General features: G+C 62.5%; 17 protein-coding genes and 3 tRNA genes. 5 read left to right on the forward strand and 15 right to left on the reverse strand.

The window, feature by feature from the left end; all coding sequences use genetic code 11:
* Positions 1-56 precede the first annotated feature (56 nt).
* From CFK21_RS10475 to CFK21_RS10525, 11 genes are all read right to left on the reverse strand, one after another.
* Complete coding sequence (locus tag CFK21_RS10475; protein ID WP_197702945.1) at positions 57-704, reverse strand: MlaA family lipoprotein; 648 nt, start codon at positions 702-704, stop codon at positions 57-59.
* Positions 705-1301: 597 nt separating this feature from the next.
* Positions 1302-1378, reverse strand: a tRNA-Pro gene (locus CFK21_RS10480).
* A gap of 180 nt (positions 1379-1558) precedes the next feature.
* Positions 1559-1915: a MerR family transcriptional regulator gene (locus CFK21_RS10485; protein ID WP_096366605.1), complete on the reverse strand. Its 357-nt coding sequence runs from the start codon at positions 1913-1915 to the stop codon at positions 1559-1561.
* The gene (ihfA, locus tag CFK21_RS10490; protein ID WP_096366606.1) at positions 1896-2195 is read right to left on the reverse strand and encodes an integration host factor subunit alpha; all 300 of its coding nucleotides are present in this window, start codon (positions 2193-2195) and stop codon (positions 1896-1898) included. Before ihfA ends, CFK21_RS10485 begins: the two co-directional genes overlap by 20 nt.
* Before the next feature lie 4 nt (positions 2196-2199).
* Positions 2200-4581 (reverse strand): phenylalanine--tRNA ligase subunit beta, encoded by a 2382-nt coding sequence (gene pheT, locus CFK21_RS10495; protein WP_096366607.1) that lies wholly within the window; start codon positions 4579-4581, stop codon positions 2200-2202.
* A 218-nt stretch (positions 4582-4799) separates the two neighbouring features.
* Positions 4800-5807, reverse strand: a complete 1008-nt coding sequence (pheS, locus tag CFK21_RS10500; RefSeq protein ID WP_231971600.1) for a phenylalanine--tRNA ligase subunit alpha — start codon at positions 5805-5807, stop codon at positions 4800-4802.
* A 337-nt stretch (positions 5808-6144) separates the two neighbouring features.
* Complete coding sequence (rplT, locus tag CFK21_RS10505) at positions 6145-6504, reverse strand: 50S ribosomal protein L20 (RefSeq protein ID WP_096366609.1); 360 nt, start codon at positions 6502-6504, stop codon at positions 6145-6147.
* 17 nt (positions 6505-6521) lie between these two features.
* Positions 6522-6719, reverse strand: coding sequence for a 50S ribosomal protein L35 (gene rpmI / locus CFK21_RS10510; RefSeq protein ID WP_096366610.1), 198 nt, complete (start codon positions 6717-6719; stop codon positions 6522-6524).
* A gap of 73 nt (positions 6720-6792) precedes the next feature.
* Positions 6793-7311: a translation initiation factor IF-3 gene (gene infC / locus CFK21_RS10515; protein ID WP_096366611.1), complete on the reverse strand. Its 519-nt coding sequence runs from the start codon at positions 7309-7311 to the stop codon at positions 6793-6795.
* 3 nt (positions 7312-7314) lie between these two features.
* Positions 7315-9249 carry a threonine--tRNA ligase gene (gene thrS, locus CFK21_RS10520; protein ID WP_096366612.1) on the reverse strand — a complete coding sequence of 645 codons (1935 nt, stop codon included), beginning with the start codon at positions 9247-9249 and terminating at the stop codon, positions 7315-7317.
* A gap of 105 nt (positions 9250-9354) precedes the next feature.
* Positions 9355-9431, reverse strand: a tRNA-Val gene (locus CFK21_RS10525).
* A 227-nt stretch (positions 9432-9658) separates the two neighbouring features.
* Between CFK21_RS10525 and CFK21_RS10530 the strand changes: the two genes are divergently transcribed.
* The 3 genes from CFK21_RS10530 to CFK21_RS10540 are packed head-to-tail and all read left to right on the forward strand — an operon-like array spanning position 9659 to position 12311.
* Entirely contained in the window at positions 9659-10798 is a 1140-nt protein-coding gene (locus tag CFK21_RS10530) for a cytochrome-c peroxidase (protein ID WP_096366613.1), read from the forward strand.
* A gap of 14 nt (positions 10799-10812) precedes the next feature.
* Entirely contained in the window at positions 10813-11883 is a 1071-nt protein-coding gene (locus CFK21_RS10535; protein ID WP_096366614.1) for a metallophosphoesterase, read from the forward strand.
* A 20-nt stretch (positions 11884-11903) separates the two neighbouring features.
* Positions 11904-12311 (forward strand): cytochrome C, encoded by a 408-nt coding sequence (locus tag CFK21_RS10540; protein ID WP_096366615.1) that lies wholly within the window; start codon positions 11904-11906, stop codon positions 12309-12311.
* Positions 12312-12821: 510 nt separating this feature from the next.
* On the opposite strand, the gene uvrB is transcribed toward CFK21_RS10540, so the two are convergent.
* Positions 12822-14852 (reverse strand): excinuclease ABC subunit UvrB, encoded by a 2031-nt coding sequence (gene uvrB, locus CFK21_RS10545; protein ID WP_096366616.1) that lies wholly within the window; start codon positions 14850-14852, stop codon positions 12822-12824.
* 245 nt (positions 14853-15097) lie between these two features.
* Here uvrB and CFK21_RS10550 point away from each other — a divergent pair, with 245 nt between their 5' ends.
* Positions 15098-16285 carry a pyridoxal phosphate-dependent aminotransferase gene (locus CFK21_RS10550; RefSeq protein ID WP_231971500.1) on the forward strand — a complete coding sequence of 396 codons (1188 nt, stop codon included), beginning with the start codon at positions 15098-15100 and terminating at the stop codon, positions 16283-16285.
* A gap of 193 nt (positions 16286-16478) precedes the next feature.
* A tRNA-Asn gene (locus CFK21_RS10555) sits at positions 16479-16554 on the forward strand.
* Between the two features lie 201 nt (positions 16555-16755).
* Here the strand turns inward: CFK21_RS10555 and galU are convergent.
* The 3 genes from galU to CFK21_RS10570 form a co-directional block, all read right to left on the reverse strand.
* Positions 16756-17661, reverse strand: coding sequence for a UTP--glucose-1-phosphate uridylyltransferase GalU (gene galU, locus CFK21_RS10560; RefSeq protein ID WP_096366618.1), 906 nt, complete (start codon positions 17659-17661; stop codon positions 16756-16758).
* A gap of 236 nt (positions 17662-17897) precedes the next feature.
* The gene (locus CFK21_RS10565) at positions 17898-19805 is read right to left on the reverse strand and encodes a polysaccharide biosynthesis protein (RefSeq protein WP_369801267.1); all 1908 of its coding nucleotides are present in this window, start codon (positions 19803-19805) and stop codon (positions 17898-17900) included.
* 255 nt (positions 19806-20060) lie between these two features.
* Positions 20061-21236 carry a DegT/DnrJ/EryC1/StrS family aminotransferase gene (locus CFK21_RS10570; RefSeq protein WP_096366620.1) on the reverse strand — a complete coding sequence of 392 codons (1176 nt, stop codon included), beginning with the start codon at positions 21234-21236 and terminating at the stop codon, positions 20061-20063.
* Positions 21237-21245 lie beyond the last annotated feature (9 nt).

Here is a 21245-nt window from a genome sequence, read left to right on the forward strand (position 1 = left end):
CGCGGAAGCCGTCGGGTTACGCTCCGCTAACCCGACCTACGGGAGTGCCGGGCAGATCAGTCCAGATCGAAGGAAGGCGGCGGCGGGTTGCCGTCGTGGATGCGGTTCCAGCGGTGCTGGCGGTAGGCCTCGCGGGTGAACAGATAGCCATCCAGCGCCGCGGTGTCGCGCACCCGACTGGCGCCGAGCAGGCGGGCCCGGGTGTCCACCACCCGCAGGGCGACCAGGCCGTACTTCCAGTTCTCGTCCTCGACATAATACAGCGGATTGAGATAGCCGTCGGGGACCATACCCACGGTGTCGCGCACCGTGCTCGGCCCCAGGAAGGGCAGCACCAGGTACCAGCCCTCGCCGAAGCCCCATCTGGCAAAGGTCTGGCCGAAATCCTCGTCGTGCCGGGGCAGCCCCATGGGTGTGGCGACATCGAACAACCCCAGCACGCCGAAGGTCGTATTGAAGATGAAGCGGGTGGAATCCCCAGCCCCCTGCTCGAACTTGCCCTGCAGGACCTGATTGGTCGCGGTCAGGGGTTCGCCCAGGTTGGAGTAGAAGTTGCTGACACGCCTGCGCGCCGGCGCCGGAACGTAATCCTGGTAACCCTGCGCCACCGGCTTGAGCAGGTAGCGGTCGAACTGCTCGTTGAACTGGTAGATGGCCCGGTTGACCGGCTCCAGCGGGTCACTGACCTCCTCTTCCGGCGCCATTACAGCACAGCCGGTGCTCAGCACGGCCGCCAGCAGAGGAAGGAAAAGGCGTGAGAGGAAAGGGCTGCAAGCTCCCTGCATTGTTGTTGTCTCCCCGGTGTACCACGGTCCTGCGTCGCACAACTGAACGGCAGGTTAGCAGAATTCTTGATTGGGAGACAGTTGAGGGAGGCGGGATTAACGCAGCGGACGCAAAGGCGCGGAGGCGCAATACATAAGAAAAAATGTCATGACCGTAGGATGGGTGAAGGCGCGTGCGCCGCAACCCATCGCTGGCGGTGGAAAATCGAATCGATGGGTTACGCTGCGCTCCACCCATCCTACGCGAGTTTGATTTGGTCGGGGCGAGAGGGTAAAGCCTGACCGTGCGTCCGGTGGACGCACGCAGCAGGCTGAACGCCCGCCGGGCCGGAAATCCGAACGCCCCATAAGAACAATCAACAGCCGAAGGCTGTAATACATTGATTTGGTCGGGGCGAGAGGGTGAGGGACGACCGTGCGTCCAGTGGACGCACGCAGCGGACCGAACGCCCGCAGGGCCGGAAATCCGAACGCCCCATAGAATAATTGACAGCCGAAGGCTGTAATACATTGATTTGGTCGGGGCGAGAGGATTCGAACCTCCGACCACCGCAACCCCATTGCGGTGCGCTACCAGACTGCGCTACGCCCCGTAAAAGAACGGCCTGCCCAGCGGGCAGGCCGCACATGATACCGATTTCCTTCGCCGGAGGGAACGTTCTTTGACACTTCCGTCATTGCGAGCGTAGCGTGGCAATCCCGTAATGAAGAATCAATCAGTTGGAGATTGCCGCGGCGCTACGCGCCTCGCAATGACGGGAATCAGTAATACCTCAGCGCTTGAGGATCTGCAGCAGTTCCTCGAGTTCCATGCGCATCTGGCGGATGATCTGCTGGCTCTGGTTGATATCGTCCCTGGCTTCGTCGCCGGACAGCCGCTGGCGTGCACCGCCGATGGTAAAGCCCTGTTCATACAACAGGCTGCGGATCTGGCGGATCATGATCACGTCATGGCGCTGGTAGTAGCGCCGGTTGCCGCGGCGCTTGACCGGCTTGAGCTGGGGGAATTCCTGCTCCCAGTAGCGCAGCACGTGCGGCTTCACACCGCACAGGTCACTGACCTCGCCGATGGTGAAATAACGCTTGCCGGGGATCGGGGGCAGTTCGTCGTTATTGCTCGCTTCCAGCATACGCCTCCACCCTCGACTTGAGTTTCTGGCCGGGCCGGAAGGTCACCACCCGCCGCGCGGTAATGGGAATCTCCTCGCCTGTCTTGGGGTTGCGGCCGGGGCGCTGGTTCTTGTCACGCAGGTCGAAATTACCGAACCCGGACAGCTTCACCTGGTGGCCGCTCTCGAGGGCGAGCCGCACCTCCTCGAAAAACATCTCCACCAGTTCCTTGGCCTCGCGCTTGTTCAGACCCAATTCTTCGAAAAGTCGTTCTGCCAGATCCGCCTTCGTCAACGCCATCGCTCTACTCTCTCAAGCTAGCTCCGAGATCCCGTTGCAGGGCCGTTGTCACTTCGTCCACGACCGCCTGCACGTCCTGATCGGTTAGTGTGCGTGAAGAATCCTGTAGAATCAAGCCTAAAGCGATGCTTTTTCGACCCGTTTCTATACCCTTGCCCTGGTAAACGTCAAACAGACGCAATTCCTTTAGCGTTTCGCCCGCCGCCAGGCGGATCCGCTCGGCCACCGCAGCCGCCGGCACCGCCTCGTCAACCAGCAGCGCCAGGTCGCGGCGGATGGCCGGGTAACGGGAAATCGGCTCGAAGGCTGCCTTGCGGCCTGTCGTCACTGGGGCAATTTCCAGTTCGAACAACTGGGTATCGGCAGGAAGTTCGAGTTCTTCTGCATGTCGTGGATGCAGGGTGCCGATCCAGCCCACCGAACGACCGTCGCACAGGACACGCGCCGAGCGGCCGGGGTGCAGCGCCGGATGCTGCGCGGCCTCGAAAGTGAAGGCCTCGAAGCGGCCGCCGAGACGCAGCAGCGCCTCCAGATCGGCCTTGGCGTCAAAGAAGTCCAGGTTCCCGTCAGCCACGCCCCACTGTTCCGGCAATGGCCGGCCACAGGCGACGCCTGCAATATATGATTCCTGTTTTATTTCATTATCTTCTGAAATAAAGTTAAGACCTGACTCGAATAATCGCACCCGCTCCTGCTGGCGCCGCAGGTTGTGCCCCAGCGCCCCGAGCAGCCCCGGCCAGAGCGAACTGCGCATCACCGCCAGATCGGCCGAAATCGGATTGGCCAGGGGGATGGGCTGACGGCCGGGCTCCAGGCGCCGCTGCAGGTCAGCGTCGACAAAGCTGTAGGTGATGGCCTCGCGGTAGCCGCGCTCGATCAGGCTCAGGCGCAGCCGGTTGAGCGGCACCTGCTCCTCGCGCTGCGGCGTCATCTGCAGCCGTCCGGCAGGCACCCGGCTGGGCAGCCGGTTGTAGCCGTGAACCCGGCCCAGTTCCTCGATCAGGTCGGCCTCGATGGCCAGGTCGAAACGGTGGCTGGGCGGGATGACCGACCAGTCCTCCCGCTCCGCATCCACGGCGCAGCCCAGCCCTTCCAGAATCCCGGCCACCTCGCCAGCCTTCAACTCGAAGCCGAGCAGGCGCCGGATGCGCTCGCTGCGCAGCCGGATGGCCGGTCTCCGCGGCAGGTGGGCGTCGCTGCAGACCTCGATCACCGGGCCGGGCCGGCCACCGCAGATATCGACCAGCAGCTGCGTGGCCCGATCCAGGGCGCGGAGCTGGAGTTCGGGATCCACACCGCGCTCGAAACGATAGGAAGAATCGGTCTGCAGGCCGTAGGCCCGCGCCCGCCCGGCAATATGCAGGGGATCGAAGAAGGCGCATTCCAGAAACACGTCGCGGGTGCTGTCGCTCACCCCGGAGCCTTCCCCGCCCATCACGCCGGCCAGGGCCAGCGGCTGGCGGGCGTCGGCGATCACCAGGGTGTCGGCGGCCAGCGCCACCTCGCGCCCGTCCAGCAGGGTGAGCTTCTCCCCCGCTTCGGCGAAGCGCACCCGGATACCGCCCTGCAGCCGCGCCAGATCGAAGCCGTGCATGGGCTGCCCCAGCTCCAGCAGCACATAGTTGGTGACGTCGATCACCGGCCCCAGCGGCCGGATACCGCCGCGGCGCAGCCGCTCCTGCAGCCACAGGGGGGTGACCGCCGCCGGATCGATGCCGCGGATCACCCGGCCCAGATAGCGCGGGCAGGCCGCCGGTGCGTCCACTGCCACCGGGAAGCTGTCCTCGACCTGCGTCGTGATCGGCGCGATGGCAGGCGGGGTCAGTTCGCAGTCATTGAGCAGCGCCACCTCGCGGGCGATGCCGGCCATGCCCAGGCAGTCGCCGCGGTTGGGGGTGAGATCGACCTCGATGATGCGGTCGTCGAGCTTGAGATAGTCGCGAATATCGGTCCCGAGCGGAGCGTCGGCAGGCAGCGCCATCAGCCCGGCATGCTCCTCGGACAGGCCCAGTTCGCGCGCCGAGCACAACATGCCGAAGGACTCCACCCCGCGCAGTTTGGCCTTCTTGATCTTCAGCCCGCCGGGCAGCCTGCCGCCGACCAGCGCCACCGGGGCGCGCATCCCCTGATGCACGTTGGGCGCCCCGCACACGATCTGCAGCGGATCACCGCCCTGCCCGGCCTCGACCCGGCACACGCGCAGCTTGTCCGCGTCCGGGTGCGGCGCGACCCCGACCACCTCGCCCACCACCACCGACTCGAACTCGCCGGCGGCCGGCTCGATCGAGTCGACCTCCAGCCCGGCCATGGTCAACTGCTCGGCCAGCTCCTTCGTGCCGACCGGCGGATCCACCCATTCACGCAACCACTGCTCGCTGACTTTCATTGTTTATCGTTCAGTTTGAATTGATTGATTGGATGGCCACGAAATCCACGAAAGTAATCATTGATTCGAGAAATCCTGCGTAGGTCGGGTTAGCCCGGCAGGGCGTAACCCGACGCGGTTCCCACCGTTGTGTCGGGTTACGCTGTCGCTAACCCGACCTACAGATTTAATGCTGGATACATTAATCATTTTCGTGGGTTTCGTGGATTTCGTGGCCATTACCCGAACTGCCGCAGAAACCGCAGATCGTTCTCGAAGAACAGCCGCAGGTCATTGACGCCGTAGCGCAGCATGGCCAGGCGCTCCACGCCCATGCCGAAGGCGAAGCCGGTGTACTGTTCGTTGTCGATGCCGACATGCTCGAACACCTTCGGGTGCACCATGCCGCAGCCCAGTACCTCCAGCCAGCCGGTGTGGCTGCACACCCGGCAGCCCTGGCCGTCGCACATGACGCATTCCATGTCCACCTCGGCCGAGGGTTCGGTGAAGGGGAAATAGGACGGGCGGAAACGCACGCCCAGGTCGCGCTCGAAGAAGTGCTTGAGAAAATCGTCCAGTATGCCCTTGAGATCGACGAAACTGACGTCGGTATCCACCATCAGGCCCTCGACCTGGTGGAACATGGGCGTGTGGGTCAGATCCGAATCGCAGCGATAGACCCGGCCCGGGGCGATGACGCGCAGCGGCGGCGTGCGGTTCTCCATCACCCGGATCTGCACCGGTGAGGTGTGGGTGCGCAGCACCCGGCCGTCCTCGAAGTAGAAGGTGTCGTGCATGGCGCGCGCCGGATGGTGGGCCGGGATGTTGAGCGCCTCAAAGTTGTGATAGTCGTCCTCGATCTCGGGACCGAGGGCGACCTCGAAGCCCAGCCCCGCGAACAGCGCCTCGATGCGCTCCAGGGTGCGGGTGACCGGATGCAGGCCGCCGCCGACCTGACCGCGACCCGGCAGGGTGACGTCGAGGGTCTCCCCGGCCAGACGGCGGTCGAGCTCGGCCTGCTGCAGCTCGCCCTTGCGCGCCTCGATGGCCTGCTGCACCGTCTCCTTGGCCTGGTTGATCACCTGGCCGGCCTGTTTGCGCTCTTCCGGCGGCAGCTGCCCGAGCTGCTTGAGCTGGGCGGTGAGCAGGCCCTTCTTGCCCAGGTACTGGACGCGGACATCATCCAGGGCGCGCAGGCTGTCGGCGGCGGCGACTGCGTCCAGAGCCTGTCGGGGCAGCTTGTCGATATCATCCTGCACGGGGGCGGATTCTCCTGTGTTGTTCTTTCAGCCTGAAACCTCAACGCAGAGGCGCAAAGGCGCAGAAATCGGATTGTTGAACCCGTCATCCCGGCGCAGGCCGGGATCCAGATACCGCTGCGGTCAATGGATTCCGGCCTGCGCCGGAATGACGGGAAATTAATTGACCCGATTATTCTTTGCGTTCTCTGCGCCTCGGCGTCTCTGCGTTGAGATCTTTCTGTCCGATCCAATCACCACGAAGAAAAAAGGGAAGGCACTACCGGCCTTCCCTTTTTGACTTGCCGCTGTCCGGCGACGCGTCGCCGTGAAAGCGTTCGCGGCCTCAGGCCGCCAGGTTGGCCTTGGCCTGCTCGGCGATCCTGGCGAAGGCCGCCTTGTCCTGCACGGCGATGTCGGCCAGCACCTTGCGATCGATCTCGATCTCGGCCTTCTTCAGGCCATTGATCAGTCGGCTGTAGGACAGACCGTTCTCGCGCGCGGCGGCGTTGATGCGCGCGATCCACAGGGCGCGGAACTGGCGCTTGCGCTGACGGCGGTCGCGATAGGCGTACTGGCCGGCCTTGATGACGGCCTGCTTGGCCACGCGGAAGACCTTGCGGCGGGCACCGTAGTAGCCCTTGGCCTTCTTCATGATCTTGTTGTGACGCTTGCGGGCTATCACACCACGTTTGACTCGTGCCATGGCTGATTACCTCCCGCTCACTTGAAGGGCAGCATCTGTTTGACTGCCGCCACATCCGCTTCGTGGATGTAGGCAGGGCTGCCAAGCTGACGCTTCCGCTTGCTGCTTTTCTTGGTCAGGATATGACGGCGATGGGACTGGAATCGCTTGAAACCGCCCTTGGCCGTCCGCTTGAAGCGCTTCGCGGCGCCCCGGTTGGACTTCATCTTCGGCATTGTGAATGCACTCCGTATTTGCAGGTCGCCCATCGGCGCCTGGAACATTGAACAAAAGCGATCGCGCGATCGCTCACTTTTTCGGGGACATGACCATGACCATCTGGCGACCTTCCATCTTCGGGAACTGCTCGACTGTGCCGTACTCTTCCAGGTCGGTCTTGACCCGTTCCAGCAAGTCGCGCCCGAGATCCTGGTGCGCCATCTCACGGCCGCGGAAGCGCAGGGTCACCTTGACCCTGTCCCCTTCCTCTAGGAAACGTATCAGGTTGCGGAGTTTGACCCGATAATCCCCTATGTCGGTGCCAGGCCGGAACTTGATCTCCTTGACCTGGACCTGCTTCTGCTTCTTCCTGGCGGACTGTTGCTTCTTCTGCTGATCGAACCGGAACTTGCCGTAATCCATGAGACGGCAGACCGGCGGCTCGGCATTGGGAGAAATCTCCACCAGATCGAGACTGGCTTCATCGGCCATTTCCAGCGCCCTGGCGATGGGAACCACGCCGATCTGTTCACCATCCTCTGCAACCAGCCGCACTTCCTGTGCCGTTATCTTCTCATTGATCCGGTGCTGCTCTTTTGGTTTAGCGATATCTCAGTCCTCCACTTGCATAACAATTCGGCCGTGGCTCGTGACCTCGGCGGCGAGACGTTCTGCGAACGTCTCCAGGGACATAGTGCCCAGATCCTTGCCGCCGCGGGTACGCACAGCCACGGTACCGGTTTCTGCCTCGCGGTCCCCCACCACCAGGAGGTAGGGCACACGCTGCAGTGTGTGCTCGCGGATTTTAAAGCCGATTTTCTCGTTTCTCAAGTCGGAAATGACCCGGATACCCTGATTTTGCAGGAATTCTTCTGCCCGATGGACAAAATCCGCCTGCCGGTCGGTGATATTGAGCAAAACCGCCTGCACCGGCGCCAGCCAGGTGGGGAATTTTCCCTCGTAGTGCTCGATCAGGATGCCGATGAAGCGCTCCAGCGAGCCCAGGATGGCCCGGTGCAGCATCACCGGGACCTGCTTGCTGCCGTCCTCGGCGATATAGGCCGCCCCCAGCCGGGCCGGCATGGAGAAATCCAGCTGGATGGTGCCCAGCTGCCAGACCCGGCCCAGGCAGTCCTTGAGCGAAAACTCGATCTTGGGACCGTAGAAGGCGCCCTCACCCGGCTGCAGTTCCCACTCCAGGTGCTTGTGGTTGAGCGCGTCCTCCAGGGCCTGTTCGGCCTTGTCCCACAGGGCGTCCTCGCCGACCCGCTGCTCGGGCCGGGTGGAGAGCTTGATCAGCACCTCCTCGAAGCCGAAGTCGCGGTAGACCTCGAACAGCAGGTCGATGAAGGCCGAGACCTCCTCCAGGATCTGCCCCTCGGTGCAGAAGATGTGGGCGTCGTCCTGGACGAAGCCACGCACCCGCATCAGGCCGTGCAGGGTGCCGGAGGGCTCGTTGCGGTGGCAGGAACCGAACTCGGCCAGGCGCAGCGGCAGGTCGCGGTAGCTCTTCAGCCCGTGGTTGTAGATCTGGATGTGGGCCGGGCAGTTCATCGGCTTGACCGCGTAGTCGCGGTTCTCCGAATGGGTGGTGAACATCATGTCCTGGAACTTCTCCCAGTGCCCGGACTTCTCCCACAGCGTGCGGTCGATCACCGAGGGGGTGTGCACCTCCTGGTAGCCGTGGCGGCGCAGCTTGTCGCGGATATAGTCCTGGATGCCCAGATACACCTGCCAGCCGCGGTCGTGCCAGAACACCATGCCCGGCGCTTCTTCCTGGGTATGGAACAGGTCCATGGCCTTGCCCAGTTTGCGGTGGTCGCGCTTCTCGGCCTCCTCCAGCCGCTTGAGATAGGCCTTGAGTTCCTTCTTGTCGCGCCAGGCGGTGCCGTAGATGCGCTGCAGCATCTCGTTGTCCGAGTCGCCGCGCCAGTAGGCGCCGGCCAGTTTCATCAGCTTGAAACCCTGACCGAGCCTGCCGGTGCTGGGCAGGTGCGGACCGCGGCAGACATCGAACCAGTCGCCCTGGCGATAGACCGAGATGGCCTCGTCCCCGGGAATGGCCCGGATGATCTCGGCCTTGTAGGTCTCGCCGATGGATTCGAAGGTGCGGATGGCCTCGTCGCGGTCCCAGACCTCGCGCTGGATGGGCAGGTCGCGCTTGACGATCTCCTGCATCCGCGCCTCGATCTGCTTGAGGTCCTCGGGGGTGAAGGGCTCGTCGCGGGCGAAGTCGTAGTAGAAGCCGTCCTCGATGGCCGGACCGATGGTGACCTGGGTGCCGGGATAGAGCTCCTGCACCGCCTGGGCCATGACATGGGCGGCATCGTGGCGCAGCAGTTCCAGGGCGTCCTCGTCCCGGCTGGTGACGATGGCCAGTTCGGCGTCCTGGTCTATAGTGTGACTGAGATCGACCATGCGGCCTTCGACCCTGCCGGCCAGGGCGGCCCTGGCCAGACCGGGGCCGATGTCGGCGGCGACGTCCCCGACGGTCACCGGGTGCTCGTAACTGCGCTGACTGCCATCGGGAAGGGTGATCGTGGGCATGCTGCTCTCCAGTGGTGACCGATACGAGGGGCCACATGATTTGTGTATGGCTGAAAGTATAAAAAGGGGACAGACCGGGCATCTGTCCCCTGTTCGATCAGGATTTGGTAGGCGCGATTGGACTCGAACCAACGACCCCCACCATGTCAAGGTGGTGCTCTAACCAACTGAGCTACGCGCCTGTCGAGCGCGCATACTCTACAGGAAGCCGCGGCAAAATCCAATACAAAATGGCCCGCGAATAAGGACCTTGCCCGTTTCCGTCCGCAGACGAGAGAAAAAACCGGCCCGGGCTTGCGAACCCGGATTTCATGAACTTTACTTAGACCAATTCTAAGTTGCGGTCTGAGCAGCCGCCGGAGGAGGCGGCTGTGGACCCGTCGCAACAATAACCAAGGAGGACAATGCCATGCTTCAGAAGCTACCCACTGTCGGCGCCCTGAGCCTGGCCCTGTTGTGCGGTCCGCTGCCCGCGCTCGGGGACACACCGCTGGGCCTGCCCCCGGTGCCCATTCCGGCCGACAATCCGCAGACGCCGGCCAAGATCGAACTGGGCGACCGGCTGTTCAACGATGTGCGCTTCAGCGCCGACGGCAAGGTCAGCTGCGCCACCTGCCACGACCCGTCCAAGGCCTTCACCGACAACAAACCGGTCTCGGAAGGCTTCAAGGGCCTGAGGGGCACCCGCAACGCCCCCACGGTCATCAACGCCGCCTACATGGAAACCCAGTTCTGGGACGGCCGCGAGCCGAGTCTGGAGGCGCAGTCCCTGCAGCCCCCCATCAACCCGGTCGAGGGCGGACTGGAGAACCATGACCCGATCCTGAAGACCATCCGCAACGACCCGCAGTACGTTCAGGCCTTCCGCGAGGTGTTCCAGGTGAGCCCGGACGAGATCACCATGGATCATGTCGCCAAGGCCATCGCCAGCTTCGAACGCACCCGGATCGCCGGCAACTCGCCCTTCGACCGCTGGTACTTCGGCGGTGAGGAAGACGCCATGACCGAGGCCCAGATCCGCGGCTTCCAGGTCTTCGTCGGCCAGGGGCGGTGCGTGTCCTGCCACCAGGTCGAGCAGACCCAGGCCCTGTTCACCGACAACCGTTTCCACAACATCGGCGTCGGCTTCAAGAACATTCAGGGCCGGGTTGCCGGGATCGCCGAGCAGTTCCTCCAGGCCAAGGCCGAGGGCGCGGACGTGGACAAGACCGTGCTGACCGATCCGGACGCCTCGGAACTGGGCCGCTTCGCTGTCAGCGAGGACATGACCGACGTGGCCGCCTTCAAGACCCCGACCCTGCGCAACATCGAACTCACCGCGCCCTACATGCATGACGGCAGCCAGGAGACCCTGGAGGACATGGTCGAGTTCTACAACAACGGCGGCCGGGTGAATCCCGACGATCCGGTCTCGCCCTTCCTCAGCGGCGGCATCCGTCCGCTCGACCTGTCCGATCAGCAGAAGGAGGACCTGATCGCCTTCCTCAAGGCGCTGACCAGTCCCAGCGTCGCCGCCGCCACCAAGTCCGCCGCCAATAACGCACAGTAAGGAGGGAACGCAGCATGAGCATGAAACGACGGGACTTTCTCAAGACCGGCGGCGCCCTGCTGGCCGCCGGCAGTCTGCCGCTGAGCCTGGTCGAAGTCGCCTTCGGCAAGGAATCGCCGCAGAACTTCACCTTCGCCTTCATTTCCGATTCGCACATCACCCACATCAAGGGCAACGAATTCGTGCGCAACTGGGACATGGGCCTCAAGCGTGCCATTGCCGAGGCCAACCTGATGACGCCGCGCCCGGATTTCATCATCTACGGCGGCGACATCGCCCAGCTCGGTACAAAGGAGGAGATCGACCACGGGCTGGAACTGATGGGCGCGCTGCGCGGCAAGGTGCACTATGTCATGGGCGAGCACGACTACTACGTGGATCTGGGCGACTACTGGCGCAAACAGCTCGGCCCGGACTATTACAGCTTCGATCACAAGGGCGTGCACTTCGTGGTGCTGAACAGCATCGTGACCTACGACGAGTGGACCCACCAGGACTGGGACAGCCCGATGGCCCGCATGAAGGAGATGGCGCGGCTGGACAACCCCAACGGCTCGCCCTTCATGGTCGGCCCGACCCAGCGCGAATGGCTGCGCAAGGACCTGGAGAAGGTCGACCGGGACACGCCCATCGTGGTGCTGTCGCACTCGCCGCTGCAGAAGATCTACAAGGGCTGGAACTTCTGGACCGACGATGCCGAGGAGGTTCAGGCCCTGCTCAAGCCGTTCAATAAGGTCACCGTGCTGTACGGCCATGTGCACCAGATCCAGTACAACCAGATCGGCAACATCAGTTTCCACGCCGTCATGGCCACCGCCTGGCCCTGGCCCTACCCCTCAACCTACAGCCAGGAAGCCAGCCATCTGCCCAAGCTGACAGTGGAGATGAACCGGGCCGACCCCTTCTTCGAACGCGATGCCACCGGCTGGCAGTTCATCAACATGGACAGCGGCAATATCGATGTGCACTACACCCTGCCGGACAACAGCAACCGGGTCGTCGCCTTCAACGAGGACAAGGGCCATCCGGAGGATACGAAGTATCAGGCCGAGGGCAACCAGATCCCGCCGCAGGAACACTATTGAGCATCGAAGGGAGAACAATCATGCTGACACGCATTACCAAGGCAGTCCTGTGCGCCGGGGCGCTCACGCTCGCGCAGCCGGCGGTCCAGGCCGACGAGTTCACCGAAGAGGACCTCAAGAGCTGGGAGGAACAGTTCATGACCGTGGTCGACCGCGGCAGCAAGCTGTTCCACGGCGGCCTGGAGAGCAAGAATACGGTCTCCTGCGACCAGTGCCATCCCAACGCCACCAACACCCACCCGGAGACCTACCCCAAGTTCCAGCAGCAGTTGGGCAAGGTGGCGGTGCTGTCGGAGATGATCAACTGGTGCATCGAGAACCCGCTGGAGACCGAACCGCTGGCGCTGGACGACCCGCGCATGACGGCGCTGCAGGCCTACATCACCTGGGAACGGCGGGGTGTGAAGCTGGCACCGGGCAAGCATTGACAACAATCAAGAGCAAGAGCGCCACGGAATACACGGAAAGCACGGACAAGTTAAAATAGCCGCACGTCGGGTTACGCCCTTCGGGCTTACCCGACCTGCGGCTTGCGGTCCAGTAGGCACCTGATTTCCGTCATCCCCGTACCGGCCTGCGCCGGCACAGGCTCCGGCGGGGATCCAGATATCGCCGCGGTCACTGGATCCCGGATTGCGCCGGGATGACGAGGGTAGGCGTGTAGGATGGGTGGAGGCGCTTGCGCCGCAACCCATCACTCTGCCGGGCAATGATGGGTTTCGCTGTGCTTCACCCATCCTACGCTACTACGCGCCTCGCAATGACGAATGAATCAGAAATTCCGTAGGTCGGGTTAGCGCAGCGTAACCCGACATTCCCCGCAGCGAGCGTCGGGTTACGCCCTCGGGCTAACCCGACCTACGGCTCTGACCCCAATCCTTTGTGTATTTTTCCGTGCTTTCCGTGTTTTCCGTGGCGCTCTTGAACTTGATCCTGCCTCACCCCGTTGCCGCATCATGCAGGCCCACCCCCAGTTCGGCCTGGCGGATGTGCTCGATCTCGTCGCGCAGCCGCGCGGCCTCCTCGAACTCCAGGTTGCGGGCGTGCTCGTGCATCTGCTGTTCGAGTTGTTTGATCCGGCGCTGGCGCTGCTCGGGTGACATGCGGCCGTATTCCAGCTGCTCTTCGGCCACCGCGGCGAAACGCCCGGCGGGGATCGGCGCATCGGGGCTGGCGCCTTCCATGATGTCGGCCACCGCCTTGCGGATGGACTGGGGCGTGATGCCGTGCTCCTCGTTGAAGGCCACCTGCTTGGCGCGGCGGCGCTCGGTCTCGCCGATGGCGCGCTCCATCGAGCCGGTGATGCTGTCGGCATAGAGAATGGCCTTGCCGTGCAGGTTGCGCGCCGCCCGGCCGATGGTCTGGATCAGGGAGCGGTCCGAGCGCAGGAAGCCCTCCTTGTCGGCGTCCAGGATCGCCACCAGCGACACCTCGGGGATGTCCAGGCCCTCGCGCAGCAGGTTGATCCCCACCAGCACGTCGAAGGCGCCCAGGCGCAGGTCGCGGATAATCTCCACCCGCTCCACCGTGTCGATGTCCGAGTGCAGATAGCGCACCCGCACCCCGTTCTCGGCCAGGTACTCGGTCAGGTCCTCGGCCATGCGCTTGGTCAGGGTGGTGACCAGCACCCGCTCGTCTGCCTCAGCCCGTAATTTCGCCTCGGACAGCAGGTCGTCGACCTGGGCGGCCACCGGGCGGATCTCGATTTCGGGATCGACCAGCCCGGTCGGGCGCACCACCTGCTCGACCACCTGGCCGGCATGCTCCGACTCGTAGGGCCCGGGGGTGGCGGAGACGAAGATGCCCTGCGGGGCCAGGCGCTCGAACTCGTCGAAGCGCAGTGGCCGGTTGTCCAGCGCCGACGGCAGGCGGAAACCGTATTCCACCAGGGTCTCCTTGCGCGAGCGATCGCCCTTGTACATGCCGCCGATCTGGGGAATGGTCACGTGCGACTCGTCGATCACCAGCAGGGCGTCCGGCGGCAGATAGTCGAACAGGGTCGGCGGCGGCTCGCCCGGCGCCCGACCGGAGAGGTAGCGCGAGTAGTTCTCGATGCCGTTGCAGTAGCCGAGTTCGGCCATCATCTCCAGGTCGAACTGGGTGCGCTGCTCCAGGCGCTGGGCCTCGACCAGCTTGTTGTTGTCATAGAGTTGTTTCAGCCGCTCCCTGAGCTCCGCCTTGATGCCGTCGATGGCGTCCAGGATGGTCTGGCGCGGGGTGACATAGTGGGTCTTGGGGTAGATGGTCACCCGGGGCACCCGGTTGAGCACCTCTCCGGTGAGCGGGTCGAACCAGGCCAGGCTCTCGATCTCGTCATCGAACAACTCTATGCGCACGGCGTCGCGCTCGGACTCGGCCGGGAAGATGTCGATCACCTCGCCGCGGGCGCGGTAGGTGCCGCGCTGCAGCTCGACGTCGTTGCGGGTGTACTGCAGCTCGGCCAGCCGGCGCAGCACCTGGCGCTGGTCGATACGGTCGCCGCGCACCAGGTGCAGCATCATGCTCAGGTAGGACTGGGGATCGCCCAGGCCGTAGATGGAGGAGACCGAGGCCACGATGATGGTGTCGCGCCGCTCCAGCAGCGCCTTGGTGGCCGACAGGCGCATCTGCTCGATGTGCTCGTTGACCGAGGCGTCCTTCTCGATGAAGGTGTCCGAGGCCGGGACGTAGGCCTCGGGCTGGTAGTAGTCGTAGTAGGAGACGAAGTACTCCACCGCGTTGCGGGGGAAGAATTCACGGAACTCACCATAGAGTTGGGCCGCCAGGGTCTTGTTCGGGGCCAGCACGATGGTCGGCCGCTGGATGCGCTGCACGACGTTGGCGATGGTGAAGGTCTTGCCCGAGCCGGTCACCCCCAGCAGGGTCTGGTGGGCCAGGCCGCTGTCCAGGCCCTCGACCAGCGCCTCGATGGCCGCGGGCTGGTCCCCGGCCGGCTGCATGTGGCTGGCAAGTTCGAATTCACGCGTCATGGGTTGATGTATCCATTGGTGTCACCCCCTCGCAGGCGGGGATGACGGAAAACGGGGCCCGGCTGGATCGCACTTCCGGTGACCTCCAGCCGCCGGCCCGCCAAACAGGAACTGGTCTGAAGATACCGGCTTTCGCGTGCATGTTGTGGACTTTTCAGTGCAATTGTCAGGTTAACAGGCCCTCACAATTACAGTATGATGTCAGGCCGGTCTGGCACTCAATCTCAAGCTCACAGGAACCGGCTTTGGCTACTTTAACACTTTCCCAGCGGGTCTCGCGCGTCAAACCCTCCCCCACCCTGGCCGTCACCGCCCGCGCCGCCGAGATGCGTGCGGCCGGCCGCGACGTCATCGGCCTGGGTGCCGGCGAACCGGATTTCGACACCCCCGACCACATCAAGGAAGCCGCCATTGCGGCCATCCGGGCCGGCGCGACCCGCTACACCGCGGTCGACGGCACCCCGGAACTGAAGCAGGCGGTGATCGACAAGTTCCAGCGCGAAAACGGCCTGGACTATGCGCCCGACCAGATCCTGGTCTCCTGCGGCGGCAAGCAGAGCTTCTTCAACCTGGCCCAGGCCCTGCTCAACACCGGCGACGAGGTCATCATCCCCTCGCCCTACTGGGTCTCCTACCCGGACATGGTGCTGCTGGCCGACGGCAACCCGGTGATCGTGGATGCCGGCATCGAGCAGGGTTTCAAGGTCCTGCCCGAACAGCTGGAAGCGGCCATCACCCCGCGCACCCGGCTGGTGGTGATCAACAGCCCCTCCAACCCCACCGGCATGGCCTACGACCGGGCCGAACTGGAGGCGCTGGGCGAGGTGCTGCGCCGCCATCCGCAGGTGCTGATCGCTACCGACGACATGTACGAGCACATCCGCTGGGCGGACGAACCCTTCGTCAACATCGTCAACGCCTGCCCGGACCTGTATGAGCGCACCATCGTCCTCAACGGGGTGTCCAAGGCCTACGCGATGACCGGCTGGCGCATCGGCTATGCCGGCGGCCCGGCCCCGCTGATCCAGGCGATGAAGAAGATCCAGTCCCAGAGCACTTCCAACCCGGCCGCGGTCTCCCAGGCCGCGGCCTGTGCGGCGCTCAACGGCGACCAGGCCTGTATCGCCACCATGCGCAAGGCCTTCAAACAGCGTCACGACTACCTGGTTGCCGCTCTGGACGCCCTGCCCGGCGTGCAGTGCCTGCCCGGCCACGGCACCTTCTACGCCTTCCCCGATATGCAGGGACTGATCGACGCCCGCAGCGATGTGCACACCGACATCGAACTGGCCGAGAAGCTGATCGAGGAAGTCAACGTGGCACTGGTACCCGGCTCGGCCTTCGGCGCGCCGGGCTACATGCGGCTGTCGTTTGCCACCTCGCTGGAGACGCTGCAGGAGGCGATCCGGCGGATCAGTCAGTTTCTGGAATAAGGCAAGATCAAGAGCGCCACGGAATACACGGAAAGCACGGAAATTTTGATTGCCGTGGCGCTTCGCGCCCGGCAATGCAGGAAAAGGTTTTCAACCCGGGATTTTCCGTGTGTTCCGTGTATTCCGTGGCGCTCTTTAACGCTCTTGATCCAATCCGGCGGCTCCAGTAAGATGTGCGCCTTTGAAAGACCCTTCCCCGGTAGCTCAGTCGGTAGAGCGGGTGACTGTTAATCACTAGGTCGGCGGTTCGAGCCCGTCCCGGGGAGCCAAACGCGAAAGCCCGCATCGGTCGATGCGGGCTTTTTTGTTTACGGCTTCCCGTAGGATGGGTGAAGCGAAGCGCAACCCATCATTGGCCCGCCAAGGCGATGGGTTGCGGCGCCACGGACGCCTCCACCCATCCTACCGACCAGCAACTTCCCCTCCTCCCCGGGAGAGGGGCCGGGGGTGAGGGTATAAAAGGCAATAACTCAGGCACTTTCCTGTTGGCCGAGGGAACCGCCGCAACGCGCGTCCAGGTATGCCCGGAACCCATCGGCAAGCTCAGGATGCTTGAGGGCATATTCCACCGTCGCCTTCAGATAGCCCAGTTTGCTGCCGCAGTCGTAGCGCGTGCCCTGGAACTCATAGGCCAGCACCTGTTCCTCCTGCAGCAGAGCGGCAATAGCATCGGTGAGCTGGATCTCGCCGCCGGCCCCGCGCGGGGTGTCCTCCAGCAGTTCGAAGATGCGCGGCGTGAGGATGTAGCGCCCCACCACCGCCAGATTGGACGGAGCATCCGCGGGGCTGGGCTTTTCCACGATGTTGCTGACCCGGCTCAACCCCTCGGCGATGGCATCGCACTTGACCACACCGTACTTGTCGGTCTCGCTGGGCGGAACTTCCTCCACCCCGAGGATGCTGCAACGGTTGTACTCGAAGGTCGCGGTCATCTGGGCAATGCAACTGCGCCCGCCCTCGCCGTCGATCAGATCGTCGGCCAGGATCACCGCAAAGGGATCATTGCCGATGACCGGCTTGGCGCACAGCACTGCGTGGCCCAGCCCCAGGGCCTCGGGCTGACGCACATAGACACAGGACACGCCGCTGGGCACGACATTGCGCACGATCTCCAGCAGCTCGTGCTTGTTCTTCTTCTCCAGCTCGGACTCCAGCTCGTAGCTCTTGTCGAAGTGATCCTCGATGGCACGCTTGCTGGAACTGGTCACGAACACCAGTTCCTCGATCCCGGCGCTGATGGCCTCCTCCGCTGCATACTGGATCAGCGGCTTGTCCACCACCGGCAGCATCTCCTTGGGATTGGCCTTGGTGGCCGGGAGGAAGCGGGTCCCCATCCCCGCCACTGGAAATACGGCTTTTTTTACTTGTATTTTCATATTGTTACACCTGTAATCGCAGACACCCGAACCTGCTGCAAGCATAACACAGGGCTGCGAAGGATTCAGGTCATGCCGGGAGTGTTCAGACAGGAACAAAGTGTGAAGATGTGACACCTGTCAAAGGCGAAACAGATTCCCCGTCATCCCCGCGAATGCGGGGATCCAGTAATCACTATCTGCAGTCTGTAGGTCGGGTTAGCGCAGCGTAACCCGACGCAGTGGCACACACCACCTCAGGCCTTGTGCGAGTCCAGCGGAATGACATTGGACGGCAGCGCAGCAGGCGGCGTGGGGCTGAGTTCAGGCACGAACTCATGCATCGCCCCACGCAGGCTGTCCTCGTCATACCGCTGGCAGGCCACCGAGATGTCGTGCAGCAGCTTCTGTAGCCGCTCCCAGTCCCAGGTGCGGTACCGGGCCAGCAGGATCTTGCTGTGCTCGGTGCTGACCAGGGTCTCTTTCTCGTGGAACAACTCCTCGTACAGCTTCTCGCCCGGCCGCAGACCGGTAAATTCGATTTCGATATCGCTGCCCGGCTCCAGTCCCGAGAGCCGGATCATCTGCTCGGCTAGGTAGACAATCTTGACCGGCTGCCCCATATCCAGCACGTAGATCTCGCCCCCCTTGCCCATCACCCCGGCCTGCAGGATCAGCTGACTGGCCTCGGGGATGGTCATGAAATAGCGGGTGATCTCGGGATGAGTGACCGTCACCGGCCCGCCCTGACGGATCTGCTCCAGGAACAGCGGCACCACGCTGCCGGCCGAGCCGAGCACATTGCCGAAGCGCACCGTGATGTAGCGGGTGGCCGAGTGCTGGCTGAGATTCTGGCAGTAGATCTCGGCCATACGCTTGGTCGCCCCCATGATGTTGGCCGGATTGACCGCCTTGTCGGTGGAGACCAGCACGAAGATCTCGCTGCCGAAACGGTCTGCAGCGTCGGCCACGGTACGGGTACCGATGACGTTGTTGTGGACGGCTTCGCGTACCTGCGGCTCCAACAGGGGGACATGCTTGTAGGCCGCGGCATGCAGGATAACCGCCGGGCGGTGGCGTTCGAATACCTGATCCACTGCGGATGGATCCGTCACGTCACAAAGCATCGAGACAATCTCGATATCAGGATACTGACGGGTCAGTTCATAATCGATTCTATAAAGGTTGTACTCAGAGTGATCAACGATGACGAGACGCGCCGGCCCCAGACGCGCAACCTGTCGACAGAGCTCGGAGCCAATGGAACCGCCGCCACCGCTCACCAGGATGCACTTGCCTGACATGCCCGCCCGGATCGCGGGCAGATCGAGCTTGACCGGATCACGACCGAGCAGGTCCTCGATGGACACCTCGCGCAGCGCACCCGTGCTGACACGACCCGCAATCAGATCGGCCATCTTGGGCAGCATGCGGAATTCGACTCCGGCCTCCTCGCACAATTCCACCACATAGCGGATCTGCTTCGAACTGGCCGAGGGCATGGCGATGATGACCATGTCGATGTCCAGTTCATCCACTAGGTCCGGAATCTGCCCGCAAGACCCGGCGACACGCACACCGTGTATATCTATACCACGTTTTCTCGGGTCATCGTCCACGAAGGCAATCGGCTGCAGACTGTGCTCTGGATCTCTGAACATATCCCGCACCAGCATCTCGCCACCGCGACCGGCACCCACAATAAGAACCCTTTTACCTTTGGTAAGGTAAAGCTTGCGGTCCTTGAACCACCGATAGAGGAAGCGGGGGCCGCCGAGCAGAAACATCAGCAGCAGCATATACAGCGGGAACAGGGATCGAGGCATCCCCTCGAGACGGCTGAACATGAATATGATGGCCATTGTGGCGAGGCCACCTACTACCACGGCCTTGATGATCCGGGCCAGATCCGGCATAGAGGCAAAACGCCAGTGGCCGCGATAGAGCCCGAAATAGATGAAGGCTCCCACCTGCAGCCCCATAACGAGAGGCAGCCAAAGCACAGACTCGTCCAGATACGCAGACGGAATCGCCTCGAAATTGAATCGAGTCCAGAGAGCGGCGAACCAAGCCACCGGCACCATAACCAGATCGTGCAGAAAAGCGGCCGCAGGAGTACGCATAAGATCAAATCGTTTTCTGGAATGCATCCGTTCTCTTATCATCACTCGTTGATCCCTGCTGCCTGCCGCCCTAACCAAAACCCCGCCCCTATTATACCCTCTTCGATTACATGATCCGTGACCACACGCATGTATCGGGCGATCTACAAGTGCTTGCTCCAAAATCACGCCAGGGAATTGATCGATATTGTATCCATAAATAATAGCATATTGAAGTGTGCCGCGGCCCGCCCATATTGACTCAGCGCGAAACTCTGAGCATTCACAATCACTGACAATATAAGCCAATACCCAGCATCACCGGCTGGCGTGTCGCAGGACATCCGTAAGAACATCACAGGTTTTGTCTATCTCATCACCGCTCAGTGTGGGATGCACGAGAAACATCAGGCTAGTCTCTCCGAGTTCCTTTGCGACAGGCAATCTGGGTTCCGGCCGCCACCCGGTATCATCAAAGGCCTTCTCCAGATAGACTTCGGAACAGGAGCCGGAAAAACATGGCACTCCTTTCTCGTTTATTACACCGAGAATACGGTCCCGATTCCAACCCGACATGAGTCGCTCAGTCCGTACAAACACGTAGTACTTGTACCAGGCATGCTCAATATCAGCAGGCACATCAGACACGCGCAGCGCTTCGATGTTACGGGCAGCCGACGAGATCGTATCAGCATTCCGTTTTCTATCGGAATGCCACTCTCTCATATGCAACAGCTGTATGCGGCCAATGGCAGCCTGCATTTCTGTCATTCGCCAGTTGGTACCGAAGGATTCGTGCAACCAGCGAAAACCGGTTGTATGCTCACGGTTGAATACCGCATCGAAACTCTTACCATGATCCTTATAGGCCCAGGCCTTTTTCCATAAAGCTTCATCATTGGTGGTAAGCATCCCACCCTCTCCACCTGTGGTCATGATCTTGTCCTGACAGAATGACCATGCGCCTACATGTCCGATACTTCCGACTGACTTGCATCTGTAAATCGCGCCATGTGCCTGAGCGCAATCTTCGACAACGTACAGGCTATGCCGTGTAGCCAGATCCATAATGTCATCCATGTCGCATGGCCAGCCAGCCAGATGCACACAGATCACAGCACGAGTACGCGACGACAGTACGCTCTCAATGCTATGTGCAGTGATGTTCTGGGAATCACGATCAATATCTGCAAATACCGGCGTCGCGCCGACTGCCACAACCGCGCTGGCCGAGGCGATGAATGTACGAGGTGTCACCACAACCTCGTCTCCCGGCCCAACATCCAATATTTTCAGCGCAAGCTCCAACGCCACGGTTCCGTTTGCTAGGGAAACAGCATAATCCGCTCCGCACCAGTCAGAGAATTCCCGCTCAAACGAGCGGCACTCTTCACCAGTCCAATAGTTGACATGATTCGATAACAGCACCCTATTCACTGCATCAGCTTCTTCCTGGGTGAACGAGGGCCAGGGCGAGAATGGTCCATTCAACATACGCAATCT

Origin of the sequence: Thiohalobacter thiocyanaticus (genome assembly GCF_002356355.1) — a bacterium.
Taxonomy (GTDB): domain Bacteria; phylum Pseudomonadota; class Gammaproteobacteria; order Thiohalobacterales; family Thiohalobacteraceae; genus Thiohalobacter; species Thiohalobacter thiocyanaticus_A.